9 protein-coding genes, 2 tRNA genes and 1 pseudogene are annotated in these 15,041 nt (G+C 74.3%); 8 read left to right on the top strand and 4 right to left on the bottom strand.

From position 1 onward, the window contains the following. Positions 1–39: 39 nt before the first annotated feature. Positions 40–1,041 (top strand): annotated as a pseudogene (locus ABZW10_RS26205) (LysR family transcriptional regulator); the annotation flags it as partial. A gap of 383 nt (positions 1,042–1,424) precedes the next feature. Here ABZW10_RS26205 and ABZW10_RS26200 read toward each other — a convergent pair. Next, complete coding sequence (locus ABZW10_RS26200) at positions 1,425–2,618, bottom strand: low temperature requirement protein A (protein WP_355370078.1); 1,194 nt, start codon at positions 2,616–2,618, stop codon at positions 1,425–1,427. Between the two features lie 505 nt (positions 2,619–3,123). Continuing rightward, complete coding sequence (locus ABZW10_RS26195; RefSeq protein ID WP_355370076.1) at positions 3,124–4,830, bottom strand: ABC transporter family substrate-binding protein; 1,707 nt, start codon at positions 4,828–4,830, stop codon at positions 3,124–3,126. 341 nt (positions 4,831–5,171) lie between these two features. Between ABZW10_RS26195 and ABZW10_RS26190 the strand changes: the two genes are divergently transcribed. From ABZW10_RS26190 to ABZW10_RS26170, 5 genes are all read left to right on the top strand, one after another. After that, positions 5,172–6,155 carry an ABC transporter permease gene (locus tag ABZW10_RS26190; RefSeq protein ID WP_355370074.1) on the top strand — a complete coding sequence of 328 codons (984 nt, stop codon included), beginning with the start codon at positions 5,172–5,174 and terminating at the stop codon, positions 6,153–6,155. Between the two features lie 127 nt (positions 6,156–6,282). After that, entirely contained in the window at positions 6,283–7,170 is an 888-nt protein-coding gene (locus tag ABZW10_RS26185; protein ID WP_355370165.1) for an ABC transporter permease, read from the top strand. Then, positions 7,167–9,266 carry an ABC transporter ATP-binding protein gene (locus tag ABZW10_RS26180; protein ID WP_355370072.1) on the top strand — a complete coding sequence of 700 codons (2,100 nt, stop codon included), beginning with the start codon at positions 7,167–7,169 and terminating at the stop codon, positions 9,264–9,266. The genes ABZW10_RS26185 and ABZW10_RS26180 overlap by 4 nt, the downstream gene beginning before the upstream one ends. A 90-nt stretch (positions 9,267–9,356) precedes the next feature. After that, a tRNA-Lys gene (locus ABZW10_RS26175) sits at positions 9,357–9,430 on the top strand. Between the two features lie 113 nt (positions 9,431–9,543). Further along, positions 9,544–10,254, top strand: coding sequence for a GPP34 family phosphoprotein (locus tag ABZW10_RS26170; RefSeq protein WP_355370070.1), 711 nt, complete (start codon positions 9,544–9,546; stop codon positions 10,252–10,254). Between the two features lie 30 nt (positions 10,255–10,284). Here the strand turns inward: ABZW10_RS26170 and ABZW10_RS26165 are convergent, their stop codons facing one another. Next, positions 10,285–11,175: an alpha/beta hydrolase gene (locus ABZW10_RS26165; RefSeq protein WP_355370068.1), complete on the bottom strand. Its 891-nt coding sequence runs from the start codon at positions 11,173–11,175 to the stop codon at positions 10,285–10,287. Further along, positions 11,172–11,879: a DUF998 domain-containing protein gene (locus ABZW10_RS26160; protein WP_355370163.1), complete on the bottom strand. Its 708-nt coding sequence runs from the start codon at positions 11,877–11,879 to the stop codon at positions 11,172–11,174. Before ABZW10_RS26160 ends, ABZW10_RS26165 begins: the two co-directional genes overlap by 4 nt. A gap of 217 nt (positions 11,880–12,096) precedes the next feature. On the opposite strand from ABZW10_RS26160, the gene ABZW10_RS26155 reads away from it, so the two are divergent. Then, a tRNA-Lys gene (locus ABZW10_RS26155) sits at positions 12,097–12,170 on the top strand. Between the two features lie 256 nt (positions 12,171–12,426). Continuing rightward, the gene (locus ABZW10_RS26150) at positions 12,427–14,973 is read left to right on the top strand and encodes a transglycosylase domain-containing protein (protein WP_355370066.1); all 2,547 of its coding nucleotides are present in this window, start codon (positions 12,427–12,429) and stop codon (positions 14,971–14,973) included. Positions 14,974–15,041 lie beyond the last annotated feature (68 nt).

Here is a 15,041-nt window from a genome sequence, read left to right as displayed (position 1 = left end):
CCGCGGACGGTGGGGGGCCGGGCCGCGGGCATCGGATGAATGCTTGCTGCCCCCAGAGCTTCGGCCAGGCCGGCGGCCCGGCGGATGATGTCAACCGGCGATAGCCCGGACCAATCACCGCGCCGCCCGGACGGCCGGTCCGATGCTCGGGCCAACAGCCTGTCATGTCCCTGGCGTCATCCCGTTTCCACCGTTACGCTCCCGGATGTGGAGCTCGACGTGAGACACCTACGGGTGCTGTGCGCGATCGCCGACACCGGAAGCCTCCGCAAGGCAGCGCTGCAGCTCGGCATGACCCAGCCGTCGCTGACCACCCAGCTGCACCGCATCGAACGGGCCGTCGGCGGCACGTTGTTCACCCGGGAGCAGACCGGCAGCCGGCCCACCGCGCTCGGCCACTCCGTGCTGTCCCGGGCCAGGCCGGTGATCGCCGAGATGGCGGCGCTGGTGGCCGCCGCCCGCCAGGAGGCCAGGGAGGCGGCCGGTGGCGAGCGCGCCCGGCGGCTGCGGATCGGCAGCGTCGGCAGCCGGGCGGTGGCCGCCTGGCTGCGCCGGCTGCACGAGCGGCTGCCGGAGACCGACACCACGATCCAGATCGACATCTCGGCCAACGCCCTGCTCCGGATGGTCGCCGCCGACCAGTTGGACGTGGCCTTCGTGCACGAGAGCGAGGGCTTCCCGCTGCGGCTGCCCCCGGACGCCGAGCACCGGGTGCTGCTCACCCGCGAGCCGCAGTTCGTCGCGCTCACGGCCGGCCATCGGGCGGCGGCCCGGCCGGTGGTCCGGCTGGCCGAGCTCGCCGAGGACACCTGGATGGTGGACCCGACCGCCGACCACGAGTACGCCGCGATGCGCCGGGTGTTCCGCGCCGCCGGGCTCAATCCCCGGGTGGTGCAGGTGCGGGACAACGCGACCGCCGCCGAACTGGTCGCCTCCGGGGAGGCGGTCCGCCCCTGTCAGCCGACCTCGCTGCCCGGGCCGGGCACCGTCGTGCGGCGGCTGCACGGCGACCCGCTGGCCGTGCGGCTGCTGCTGGTCTGGCGGCCGCGCGCGCTCGGCCCGCCGGCCCGCGAGGCGCTGTACGAGGAGCTGCGGGCGGCCTACCTGGACCTCGCCGAGGCCAGCCCCGCGTACCGGGCCTGGCTCGCCGGGCACGACGAGGTGCAGCGCGCCCTGCTGGGGCCGCCCCCGCTGGACCCGCTCCGCGCGAACGGAACGGCGCTCGGCGGTGCGGCGCTCAAGGGTGCGGCACTGAACGGCTCAGCGCTGCACGGCTCAGCACCGAACGACGCCGGCGGGCCCGACGGAACGGGCCCGCCGAACGGGTCGGCCCCACCGAACGGGACGAACGGCCGGGCCGAGGAGCGCCCCCGCGACGGGCAGCCGCGGGAGGGCTCGCCGCAGCGCCGCCCGCCCGCCCTCGTTCAGCGCTCCCTCGCGTGCAGCGCCACCCCGGCCGCCACCGCGACCGCCGTCACCAGGCCCGCCGCGAGGACGCCGGAGCCGCCCGCCGCCGTACAGGCGAGCACCGCGACCGAGGCCACCGGCAGCAGCGACAGCTGAAGCGCGCCGGTCTTGGCGTGCCGGGCGTGCAGCGCCCAGACGGTGAACAGGTAGAGCGCGGTCGGCACGGTCACCGTCGCGGTGGCGGCCGTCTCGGAGACGTGCGCCTTGTGCACGGCCGATGCGACCGCCACCTCCAGTCCGGCGCCGATCGCCGCCGCCGAGCCGAACACCAGGTAGTGGCCGTAGCCCCAGAGGAAGGCCTGACGGCTGGACCGCAGGTGCTCGTGGACCGGCCGGGCGTAGTAGATCCACCAGGCCGAGAAGCAGATCAGCAGACCGCCGACCGCGACCGGCAGCAAGCGGGCCAGTCCCTCCTGCTCGTCCACCGCCGACTGCACCGCGACGGTCGCCGCCGCCACCGTCTCGCCGAGCACGATCAGCGTGAACAGGCCGTACCGCTCGGCGATGTGGTGCGGGTGCCACGGGGTCTGCAGCCGCAGTTCGGCGACCACCGGCACGGCCAGCTCGGCCAGGATCCCGATCGGGATCAGCACCGAGCGGACGTCGTGCGGCAGCAGCAGCACCGCGCCCCAGCCGATCTGGCAGAGCGTGATCCCGGCGGCGTAGCGCAGCGCGACCGCGCGGGCCAGGCCCTCCTCGGCCGCCGCCGCGCGCAGCCACTGGGTGACCATCGCCAGCCGCATCACCACGTAGCCGATCACCACCAGTACGAGGTCCTGGTCGGCGAAGAGCCGCGGCACCCCGGCCGCGAGGATCAGCACACCGGCGATCTGGACCAGGGTGGTGAGCCGGTACGGGACGTCGTCGCAGTCGTAGGCGGAGGCGAACCAGGTGAAGTTCATCCACGCCCACCAGATCACGAAGAACGCGAAGAGGTAGCCGGTCAGGCCGTCGCCCCAGTGGCCGCCCGCGAGGTCGTGGGCCAGCTCCCGGCCGGCCTGGCCGACGGCGACCACGAAGCAGAGGTCGAAGAAGAGTTCCAGCGGGGTGGCGACCCGGTGCGGCTCGTCCCGGCTGCGCGGGACCATCCGGCGCACCGGGCGGGGATCGACGGGGTGCGGGCGCGGGACCGCGGTGGAATCGCTGCTCATGGACGGGTCTCCGGGATCCGGACGGGTGGGCTGTACCCGCCGCATCCTGACAGCGCGCCGGGCGCCGCGCACGTATCCGAGGGCACCAGGGCGCACCGGACCTTGCCCGGGAGCGCACGGATCGCGGCGAGCGCCGCCGGATCGGGAGATTGTCCCGTTATGGACCGATATGCCCTGGCGTCAGCGAGAGTTGACGCCCCGGTGCGCGAACCGGGTGACAGCACGGCGGGTTTGCGGACGCGCCGCGCCGTACGGTGCGACCGCCCGGACGCCCCGCTAGATTCGTCCCCGGTTCGAAGCGAACGGGGCCCGGGGACGAGCCCCGCGGCACGGGCGGCCTGCGGGCATCGCGGAAGGTCAAGGCGGGTGGCAGGACAGCGGGGGCGGCATCACCGGCCTTCCCGTGTCCGCACCACCGGCCTCGTGATCACCGCGCTGCTCGCCAGTGCCCGTCGTGCGCCCGCCCGGGCCGGGGACCGCACCGCCGCCCCGTCCCCGGTCCCGGCTACTTCTCCCAGCCGACCTTGGCGTAGTCGGTGCTCGCCAGGCCGAACGCCCCGTAGTTGGCGAGTCCCTTGCGGGCCGCCACCACGGTCGGCCGCTGGTACAGCTCGTAGGTGTGGCCGAGCTCCCAGATCCGGGCGTCCGCCTGGTTGTAGAGCTTCGCGGCCTCCACCGGGTCGATCGTGCCGGCCGCCTTCTTCAGCAGCGCGTCGATCTCCTCGCTGCCCAGCTTGGAGTAGTTGCCGAAGACGTTGTCGCCCTGCGGCAGGCGGAAGTTGGTCAGGCTGCTGGAGAGCGGGAACGAGTCGGTGTTGCGCCAGCTGGCGATGTCCCACTTGCCGGGGTTGACGTACTTGGTGAAGAAGTCGTTGGCCGCGACCTTGTCGATCTCCACCTTGACGCCGGCCGCCAGCCACATCGCCTGGGCGGCGGTGGCGAGGTCGACCTGGGCCTGCGGGGTGGACTCGTTGAGCACCCAGTGCAGGGTCAGCGTCCGGCCGTCCTTGGTACGGGGCTGGCCGCTGCCGGCCTCCTTCCAGCCGGCCTCGTCCAGCAGCTTCTTCGCGGCGGCCGGGTCGAACGTCGCCCACTCGCCGGAGTTGTCCCGGTAGCCGGTCTGGTTGGGCATGAAGATGTGGTTGCCGAGCGGCTTGAACTCCACCGGCACGCCGTTGTTCGCGATCTTGATGAGCGCCCCCCGGTCCAGCGCCCTGCCGAGCGCCTGACGGACCTTGACGTCCGCCAGCGGACCGCCGCCGCCGAAGGAGATGTGCACCTCGTCCCACGGGCTGGCGGACCGGATCACCGTGTCCTTGGCGTCCTTGAGCTGCCCGTACGCGGTGGCGGTGCCGGCCGTGGCGTAGTCGATCTCGTTGTTGAGGAAGGCCTGGGTGGTCGCCGACTGGGACATCACCCGGAAGGTGATCCGCTCCGCCTTCGGCTTGACGCCCCACCAGTCGGGGTCCGGGACGAGGGTGAGGGTCTGCGCGGTCTTGTCGGCGGTGCCGATCTTCAGCGGACCGGCGGTGATCGGGATCTTCTCCACCCAGCCCTTGTTGAAGTCGTCGGCGGTGGCGATCCCGGCCGCCGGGATCAGCGGACGGAACAGGTTCTGCCAGTCGGCGTACGGCTCGGAGAAGGTCACCTTGACCTCGGCCGGGCCGGCGCCCTGCTCGACCGCGGAGATCAGCTCGTAGCCGGCCGAGTCGGCGATGTTGTAGCCGTCCTTCTTGCCGTTGGTGGCCTCCCAGTCGGCCTTGAAGTCGAGGTAGCTCAGCGGCTTGCCGTCCGACCACTTGGCCTTGGGGTTGAGCGTGTAGGTGATCACCTGCGGCGAGGCGGAGGTGACCTTGGCGTCCACCAGGTAGTCGGCGACCGGCTTGAAGGTGCCGCTCTCGTCGGTGCTGAACAGGCTCGGCTCCAGCGTGCGCATGATCTCGACCGCGTCGCCGTAGCGGCCGTCCACCTGGAACGGGTTCCACTGGGTGATCCACTGGTAGAGCGGGAAGCGGACCTCGCCGCCGTCGCGGATCTGCTCCAGCGGCTTGGCGTTGATGTCGATGGCCCCCTGCCCGGGCGCTTCGCTCCTGACCGCCGTGTCCGCCGAACCGCCGCCGCCGGAGGTGCACGCGGCGGTCGCCAGCGCGACGGCGAGGGCGAGGGCGGCGGCGCGGCCGAGTCGGCGCGCGGGCGTGGCGGAAGCGTCCATGAGGGTCCCCCCGTGATGTCCGGCGAGTGGTGAGAGTTGAGCGTCGCGAGGTGTGGCGAGGCTTGAGCGTGGGCAGCCAAGTCGGTGCCGGGGACCGAACGTAACAGCCGATCAGAACGAGTACCAGGGGGCCGAGTTGACACCTGATCCGACCGAAACGGGGCGCAACACGGCCGCAACACCGCGGCCGCGCACCGGTGCCACACTCTGAGCTGCGCTTTCCTGACCACGGTCAAGAACGGCGACCGGCCGTCCCTCCCGCGCGTCCGCCCCCGACCCGAAGGCCACCCTCCGATGCCCACCAGACGCGTCGGCCCCGCCCCCACCCCGGGCGGCCGCTGATGCTCCGCTACCTGACCAAGCGGCTCGCCTACTACGCCGTCCTGCTGGTCGCCGCCGTCTTCCTGGCGTACGCGCTGGCCGGCGCCGCCCTGCAGCCGCGCGCCTACTTCGAGGCCAAGGTCCCGCGCCCGGCCGCCGCCTCGGTCGAGCGCCAGCTCACCGACCTCAACCTGAACGACCGCACCCCCGTGGTCGAGCGGTTCGGCCGCTGGGCCGGCGGGCTGCTGCTGCACGGCGACCTCGGCCGCACCATCCACGACACCCCCGTGATGGACGACTTCCGCCGCCGGGTCTGGGTCTCGCTGCGGCTGCTGCTGGTCGGCAGCCTGCTCGGCATGGTGCTCGGCGTCGCCGCCGGGGCGTGGAGCGCGGTGCGCCAGTACCGGCTCTCCGACCGGCTGCTGACCGTGCTGTCCTTCGTCCTGCTCTCCACCCCGGTCTTCCTGGTCGCGCTCTTCCTCAAGAACGGCGCCATCGCCGCCAAGGACGCCGTCGGGCACGAGGTCGTCCCCTTCACCGGGTACGAGACGCCCGGCCTGAGCGGCGGCCTCGGCGCGCACCTCGCCGACTGGGCGCTGCACCTGCTGCTGCCCACCCTCTCGCTGGCGCTCGGCGGCCTCGCCACCTACAGCCGCTACCAGCGCGGCACCATGCTCGACGTGCTCGGCTCCGACTACCTGCGCACCGCCGAGGCCAAGGGCCTCACCCGGGGCCGGGCGCTGGTCAGGCACGGACTGCGGACGGCGGTCATCCCGATGTCGACGATGTTCGCCTACAGCTTCCTCGGCATCTTCACCGGTGCCGCCTTCACCGAGACCATCTTCGGCTGGCACGGCATGGGCGAGTGGTTCATCCAGTCCGTCAACGAGCAGGACGTCAACGCGGTCGTCGCGGTCAACCTGTTCGCGGCGGTCGTGGTGCTCGCCTCCGGTTTCCTCGCCGACACCCTGCACGCCGCGCTCGATCCGCGCGTGCGGGCCTGACCCGAGGAGGAGCGCCGTGACCGCCGCGATCACCGGACCCGCCGGACCCGCCGAGCCCGCCGGGGCGCCCGGGACCGCACCCGGACCCGAACCCGCCCCGGTACCCGCGACGGCCGGCCGGGGCCGGATCGTCCTCGCCCGGCTGCTCGCCGCCCGCGGCGCGGTGGCCGGTGCCGTCGTCGTCCTGCTGCTGTTCCTGCTGGCCTTCGGCGGCCCGTACCTCACCCCCTGGGACTACGCCGCGCCCGACTACGGCGCGCTGCGCCGGCCGCCCTCCGCCACCCACTGGTTCGGCACCAACGGGATCGGCCAGGACGTCTTCGCGCAGACCCTCCGCGGCCTGCAGAAGTCCCTGGTCATCGGCCTGCTGGTGGCGCTGTTCTCGACCGTGCTGGCCTCCCTGGTGGGCGCCTGCGCCGGCTACTTCGGCGGCTGGACCGACCGGTCGCTGATGTTCCTGGTCGACCTCATGCTGGTCTTCCCCGCCTTCCTGGTCGTCACCATCGTCTCGCCCCGGCTGAAGGGCGCCGGCTGGCTCGCCTTCGTCCTGCTGCTCGCCCTGTTCAACTGGATGATCACCGCCCGGGTGGTCCGCTCGATGACGATCTCGCTGCGCGAGCGGGAGTTCGTCCGCGCCGCGCAGTTCATGGGCGTCCACCCGCTGCGGATCATCACCCGGCACGTGCTGCCGAACGTCGCCTCCTTCCTCATCATCGACGCCACCATCGCGGTCGGCGGCGCCGTGATGAGCGAGACCGCGCTCTCCTACTTCGGCTTCGGCGTCAGGGCGCCCGACGTCTCGCTCGGCACCCTGCTCGCCGCCGGCACCAGTGAGGCACCGGTCTTCCCCTGGCTGTTCTACTTCGCCGCCGGGCTGCTGGTGCTCTTCGTCCTGGCCGTCAACCTGATCGGCGACGGGCTGCGCGACGCCCTCGACCCCACCGCCGAGGCCGCCCGCAGGCCCCGCCGCACGCGCGAGCGTGACCGTGCTCCGAGGAAGGGGACCCGCGCGTGACCGGCACCGCCGCGAACACCACCGCGACCACCGCCACCGGCACCCCGCTGCTGCGGGTGCGGGACCTGCGGGTCGACTTCACCGGCCCGCGCGGCGCCGCCCCCGTCCCCGCGGTGCGCGGCGTCGACCTCACCCTGCACCGCGGCGAGACCCTCGGCATCGTCGGCGAGTCCGGCTCCGGCAAGTCGGTCACCGCGCTGGCCGTCCTCGGACTGCTGCCCGGCACCGCCCGGGTCCGCGGCTCGGTGCGGCTGGACGACCGCGAACTGCTCGGCCTGCCCGGCCGCGAGCTGGCCGCCGTCCGCGGCCGGCGGATCGCCATGGTCTTCCAGGACCCGCTCTCCGCCTTCACCCCCGTCTACCGGATCGGCGACCAGCTGATCGAGGCGCTGCGCGTCCACCGGCCCGGCCTGGACCGGACCGCCGCCCGCAAGCGGGCCGCCGAACTGCTCGACCTGGTCGGCATCCCGGCCCCCGACCGCGCCCTGGACGGCTTCCCGCACGAGTTCTCCGGCGGCATGCGCCAGCGCGCCATGATCGCCATGGCCGTCGCCAACGACCCCGACGTGCTGCTCGCCGACGAACCCACCACCGCCCTCGACGTCACCATCCAGGCGCAGGTGCTCGACGTGCTGCGCACCGCCCGCCGGGAGACCGGCGCCGCGCTCGTCCTGGTCAGCCACGACCTCGGGGTGATCGCCGGGATGGCCGACCGGGTCGCCGTGATGTACGCCGGGCGGGTCGTCGAGACGGCGGGCGTGGACGAGCTGTTCGCCGCGCCGCGCCACCCCTACACCCTCGGCCTGATCGGCGCCGTCCCCCGGCTGGACGGGCGGCGCGGACCGCTGGTCCCGATCCCCGGCACGCCCGCGCCGATGGCCGAACTGCCGGACGGCTGCCCGTTCGCCGCCCGCTGCCCGCTGGCCGAGGACCGCTGCCGCACGGCCGAGCCGCCGCTCACCGGCGACGGCCACCTGACCGCCTGCGTCCGGTCCGGCGAACTCGCCGAACGACGGCCCGCGCCCGGCGAGGTGTACCCCGTGCCGGAGCTCCCGGCGGCGCCCGGCCCGCCGCTCCCCCGCGCGCAGCGCCCGCCGGTCCTGGAGGTCGGCGGGCTCACCAGGACCTTCCCGCTGCTCAAGGGCACCGTCTTCAAGCGGCGGGTCGGCTCGGTGTACGCGGTGGACGGCGTCGAGCTGTCGATCCGGGAGGGCGAGACGCTCGGCCTGGTCGGCGAGTCCGGCTCCGGCAAGTCCACCACCCTGTTCGAACTGCTGCGCCTGGCCGCCCCCGAGTCCGGCCGGATCGAACTGCTCGGCCGGGACACCGCCGGGCTCTCCCGCGCCGAGGCCCACCGGATGCGGGCCCGGCTGCAGATCGTCTTCCAGGACCCGATGGCGAGCCTCGACCCGCGGATGCCGGTCGGCGACATCGTCGCCGAGCCGCTGCGCGCCCAGCGGGCCGCCAAGGAGGAGATCGCCCGCCGGGTGCCCGGGCTGCTGCGCCAGGTGGGCCTCGACCCGGCGCACGCCGTCCGCTACCCGCACCAGTTCTCCGGCGGGCAGCGGCAGCGGATCTCGATCGCCCGGGCGCTGGCCGTCCGGCCCCGGCTGCTGGTGCTCGACGAGCCGGTCTCGGCGCTGGACGTCTCGATCCAGGCCGGGGTGCTCAACCTGCTCCAGTCGCTCAAGGCGGAACTCGGCCTCTCCTACCTCTTCGTCTCGCACGACCTCTCGGTGATCCGGCACCTCGCCGACCGGGTCAGCGTGATGTACCTGGGGCGGACGGTCGAGCAGGGCGAGGTGTCCGCCGTCTTCGACCGGCCCCGGCACCCCTACACCCGCGCCCTGCTCTCCGCCGTCCCGCTGCCGGACCCGGCCGCCGAACGCGCCCGCACCCGTGTCCTGCTGGCCGGCGACCCGCCCTCCCCCACCGTCCGGCACACCGGCTGCCCGTTCCGGGCCCGCTGTCCCGTCCACCCGGCGCTCGACGAGGCGGCGCGCGCCCGCTGCGCGAGCGAGGCGCCGGCGCTCACGGCCGCCGCCGGGCCCGGGGACGCCGACCACCAGGCCGCCTGCCACTTCCCGGAGGGGTGACCGGACCCGCCCGACGGTCACCCCGAGTCACCGGACCGTGCCGATTCGGCGGATCGGCCGGACGGCGTGTAATGTCTTCCAGGTCAGCAGGCGCCGCTAGCTCAGTTGGTTAGAGCAGCTGACTCTTAATCAGCGGGTCCGGGGTTCGAGTCCCTGGCGGCGCACCGACGGTCGAAGGGTCCCCTCGCAGCAGCGAGGGGGCCCTTCGGCGTTTCCCGGCAGCGGAAATGGATAGCGTGGGCTCCCGTTCCCGTATCGCGCCGGAGGTGCAGTCGCCTTGGCTCCGCTCGATCCACCCGCCTCCCCCGGCCCGCCCGATCCGGCTGGTGCGCGCCCGCTCCCGGAGGAACTGGTCCTGCTCTGCACCGACCCGGGCCGCGGGCTGCTGCGGGTCTCCTCGTCCGCCTTCCGGCGGGTGATCGCCGGCGCCGTGCTCGCGGAACTGCTGCTGACCGGCGGGATCACCGTCGAGGGCCGCCGGATCACCGGGTTCCAACCGCTCGGTGCGCACGACGAGATCGGCGCGGCCGTGCTCGCCCGGCTGGAGCGGACCCGCAAGGGGCGCCGGCCGGGGCTGGAGGCCGCCGTGCGGCGGGTGCCCCGGGATGCGGTCCGCCACTACCGGGACCGGCTGGTCGCCCAGGGAGCGATGACCGTCGAACGTCGCCGGAAGCTCCTGGTGCCCTACCGGGTGCTGCTGCCGGTCCGGTCCGAGGCCGGACAGGAGATCGCCGACCGGGTCGCCGCGACCCTGGCCCGCACCGCGGCGGAGGAGGGCGCGGGAACGACGGGGGCGGGAGCCGACGAACGGGACCGGCTGCTGGCGGGGCTGCTCTGGGCCGGGCGGATGGACCGCCGGATCTACCCCGGACGGCAGCACGCCGCTCTCCGGGACACCGTGCGCCGCACGGCCCGGGACCTGCCGGTCGCCCAGGCCGTCCGTCGAGTGGTCACGGCGGACCGCACCGAGGCGAGCGGCGGGGGCTGAGACCGCCCCGACACCCGGCCGGCCGTGCGCTCAGCGAGCCGTGTCCAGGATCGCCGAGGCGACCGCGTCCGGACGGTCGAACATCAGCAGGTGCCCGGCCGGGACGGTGCTGCGGAACTCGGCGCCGAGTTGCGCGGCCAGCTCCCGCTGGGCGGCCAGCCACTCCTCGGTCCGGCGACCGCGCAGACCGTCGTCCGCGGCGAGCACGGTGACCGGCAGGTCCGCCGGCAGCGGGGCGGTGCGGCGCAGTCCGGCCAGTTCGGCGGCCATGTCCAGGTAGCGGGCGTTCTCCCGGAGCAGTGCCCGCAGCGAGCGCCCGGTGCGGTAGCAGCGCCGGACCAGCGACGCGGGGGCGAGGTCCTCGCGCCGCACGGTGGTGGCCCGGGCGGTCAGCCGGCGCACGGCGGGCCCGAACAGGTACGGCACGGCGACGGCGGTGGCCGCGCCCGCGGCGGTGCGGGCCGCGAGATCGCGCAGTCCGGGGGCCGGGAGCGGGTGCGGATCGGGTTCGACGCTGCCGTCCAGCAGGACCAGCCCGGCCGTCCGCTCCGGGTACAGCCGGGCGAAGGCCTCGACGTGGAACGCGGCGAGCGAGTGCCCGGCCACCGTGCACGGCCCGGTCAGGGCCAGCGCGTCCAGCACGGCCCGGATCCGGTCCGCCTCCCCGGCGGCGGTGGACAGCGGCCGGTCGGCCGGCTCGGGCGCGCTCAGGCCGTAGCCGGGCCGGTCGAAGCGGACCACGGTGCGGTACGGGGTGAGGAAGGGGACGACGAGGTCCCAGTCGAACCAGCTGCTGCCGAGGCCTCCGGCGAGCAGACAGACCGGGCCCCGCCCCTCGGCGCGGACGTGCAGGGGCGTGCCGTCGATCCGCAGGAAGGTCGCGGCGGTGCCGTACGGGCCGGAGGGGTGTGCACCGGTCATACCGGATCCCGTTCTTCGGACCGCCGGGCGCGGGCGACGGCGGCGGGGGCCGCCCCGGAGTGCAGGGCCGCCGCGAGCAGGGCCAGCCAGAGGGCGACGAGCAGCACTTGGAGGCGCTGGCCGGCGCCCAGCGCCCAGGTGCCGTGGCCGGCCTCGAAGGCGGCGATCGCGCCGAGGCTCCACCCGGTGGCGACCAGTTCGGCGCCCAGCAGCCACGGCCCGTACCGCCGCACCGGCGGCCACCAGCCGTGGCGGCGGGCGGCGACGGTGAGCGCGGTCAGCCCGCCGAGCGCGCCGAGCACGGCCAGGCTGCTGGTCACGGCGTGCGCGGTGTGGGTGGCGGGGACGAGCCCGGCGGTCTCCCGGGCGGCGCACATCTCGTCGCTGGTGGGCGCGCAGCTCAGCGGCAGCCGGGAGTCGGCGGCGGTGGCCGCGCCGAACAGGGCGAGCCCGGCCCATCCGGCCACCGCCCAGCCCCTGGCCGCCGCACGAGCCCGGGCCGGAGCGTGGAAGGCGGCGAGGGCGAGGACGGCGGCGGCCAGCACCGCGAGTCCGGCGACCAGGTCGGTGGCCCGGAAGAGACCGCCCAGCGGCTGGTCCTCGGCGGCCAGCTCGCTGAGGTACGCCTGGACCGGGTCGAGCCCGGTGCTGAGCACCACCTCCAGGACCCACGCGGTGTACGCGAGCGCGCTGAGCAGCAGCAGGGCGGCGACGGCGCGGACGAGGGCGGGGGCGGGGGCCGGGGTGGGGGCGGAAGTGAGCCGAGCCTTCCGGCGACCGGGGTGGGAGCTGGGCACGATTCCACCCTAACCGGCGGTAAACCCCTCCCCAACCGGGAGGAAACGGGCGGGCCGGCCCCGGCGGCGCCGCAGACGGTTCGAGGCGCCCCTCGGAAGCGTGTATTGTTTTCCCCGTCAGCAGGCGCCGCTAGCTCAGTTGGTTAGAGCAGCTGACTCTTAATCAGCGGGTCCGGGGTTCGAGTCCCTGGCGGCGCACCGACACCGGGGAGCCTCTCGTTCACACGAGGGGCTCTCCGGCTTTTCGCTGCCCTTCGACGTCCGATTTGTGTGTGATGTCGGTCTCGCTTCCCGTCGCGGTGGAGCCAACCGGTACCTTCGGCGCGTTCTGGGCTGTATATCGGATAAGGGACAAAGGTCCCCCGACCGCCGACGATCCCGTCTGCGCGAGCCGGCACGGCACCCGTGCGCCTGCCGCCCGCTCAGCCGCCCGCCCGCTGGAAAGGCCGCCGCTTTGTCCCGAATCGCCCTGCGCGGCGCGCCGCGCGTCCGCAAACCCAAGGCCCGTCGGCCCCGCAAGCGGCGCACCGGCTGGCGCAGGCTGATCCCGACCTGGCGGATGACCCTGATCGGCTTCGTGTCCGCGCTGCTGCTCGGGATCGGCCTGTTCGCCCTGGGCATCACGCTGGTGAAGGTGCCGGACGCGCACGCCGCCGCGACCCTGCAGAGCAACAACTGGCTCTACGCGGACGGCTCGGTGATCGCCAGGACCGGCCAGACCAACCGGCAGAACGTCGGACTGGACAAGGTCTCCCCCGCCGCGCAGCACGCCACGCTGGCCGCCGAGGACCGCAACTTCTACCACGAGGGCGCGGTCAACGTGCCCGGCCTGGTCCGCGCCGCCGTCAACACCGCCAAGGGCGAGGGCACCCAGGGCGGCTCGACGATCACCCAGCAGTACGTGAAGAACACGTACCTGAGCCAGAAGCAGTCGATATCGCGCAAGGTGAAGGAACTCTTCATCGCGATCAAGGTGGATGCCACCGAGAGCAAGGACGAGATCCTCTCCAGCTACCTCAACACCTCGTACTACGGGCGCGGCGCCTACGGCATCCAGGCCGCCGCGCAGCAGTACTTCGGCATCGACGCCTCCGAGCTCAACGCCGCCCAGGGCGCCTACCTGGCCACGCTGCTGAACGCCCCGAGCGCCTACGACGTGGCCACCGCCACCCCGGCGGGCAAGCAGAACGCCGTCAACCGCTGGAACTACGTGCTCGACGGCATGGTGAAGGAGGGCTGGCTCTCCGCCGAGGAGCGGGCCGCCACCGCCTTCCCCGAGGTCAAGGACCCGCAGGCGCAGCTCGGGCTGTCCGGTCAGGCCGGCTACCTGGTCAACGCCGCGACCGAGTACCTCACCACCAACCAGATCATCAGCGAGTCGGAGCTGGCCAAGGGCGGCTACACGATCAAGCTGACCGTCGACCCGGGCCGCCAGCGGGCCCTGGAGGACGCCGTCCAGGGCCAGCTGCACGACACCCTGAACCCGGAGAAGCGGAAGAAGGACGCCGCGGCCCAGCCCGGCGCCGTCTCCGTGGACCCGAAGACCGGTGCCGTGGTCGCCCTGTACGGCGGCGTCGACTACACCAAGCACTACGTCGACAACGCCACCCGGCGGGACTACCAGGCGGGTTCGACGTTCAAGGCGATCGCGCTGGCGGCGGCACTGGAGAACAACGCCAAGACCCAGTCCGGCCAGACCATCACCCCGCGCACCGTCTACGACGGCACCAGCGGCCGCAAGGTCCGCGGCGGCAAGGGCACCCCGTACGCGCCGCCGAACGAGGGCGACAAGAGCTACGGCCAGATCACCCTGCAGCAGGCCACCGACTGGTCGGTGAACTCGGCGTTCGCCCAGCTCGCCCAGGACACCGGGCTGAGCAAGGTGCGGGACACCTCGATCGCGCTCGGCCTGCCCAGCAACACCCCCGGGCTGGACCCGGTGCCCTCGATCCCGCTGGGCACCGCCACCCCGAGCGTGCTCGACCTGGCGGGCGTGTACGCCACGCTGGACAACGGCGGCAAGCAGATCACCCCGTGGCTGGTCCAGTCGGTGGACCGCGAGGGCGAGCCGGTCGGGCTGCCCGCGCACAAGGCCACCCAGGCGGTCAGCGAGCAGACCGCGCGCCAGGTCACCTCGATGCTCCAGGGCGTGGTGAGCGACCAGGGCGGCACCGGCTGGCGCGCGAAGGCGCTGGGCCGGCCGGCGGCGGGCAAGACCGGTACGACCGACGACCAGAAGTCGGTCTGGTTCGTCGGGTACACCCCCGAGCTGGTCACCTCGGTCGCGCTGTTCGGCCAGGACCCGGACACCGGCGCGCAGGTCAGCCTGAGCGGCACCGGCGGGATCGACGGCGCGGCGGGCGGCCAGTACCCCGCGCAGATCTGGACCAGCTACATGAAGACCGCCCTGAAGGGGCAGCCGGTCGCCGACTTCCCGGCGCCCTCGGGTGCGGACGACTCCGCGCGCAGCGGCTCGGGCTCCTCGGGCTCCGGCTCCGGCTCCTCGTCCGGTCCTTCGAGCGCTCCGTCGAGCACCCCCGACGGGTCGGCGACGCCGTCCGGCGGGCCGTCGTCCCCGACCGGGCAGGGCGGCTCCGGCTCCTCCGGCGACCAGGGCTCGGCACCGGCCACCGCGCCGTCGACCGGGCCGACCACCCCGCCGCAGCCGACCGGGGGCACCGGCGGCTCCGGCTCCGGCTCCGGCTCCGGCTCCGGCTCCGGCTCCGGCTCCGGCTCCGGTTCGGGCTCGGGCGGGTCCGGGTCCGGGTCCGGTGGGACGGGCACCACGCCGACCCAGCCGACGACGCCGCAGCCGAGCACCAAGCCGACCAAGCCGCCGGTGCCGAGCACCGGCCCCACCACCGGGCCGACCACCCCGCCGCAGCCGACCGGGGGCACCGGCGGCTCGGGCTCCGGCTCCGGCTCCGGCTCCGGCTCGGGGTCCGGCGGCGGCACCGGGACGGACGCGGGTGTCGGCGCCGGGGCCGGGACCGGGGGGTAGCCGACGGGGTCGGGGCGCGGGTGGTCCGCTGGGCGGCGGACGCTCGCGCTCCGTGCCGGGCAGGACCG

The organism is Kitasatospora sp. NPDC004723, from assembly GCF_040609255.1.
In the GTDB taxonomy this organism is placed as follows: Bacteria; Actinomycetota; Actinomycetes; order Streptomycetales; family Streptomycetaceae; genus Kitasatospora.
This window is presented reverse-complemented; position numbering and strand designations above follow the sequence as displayed.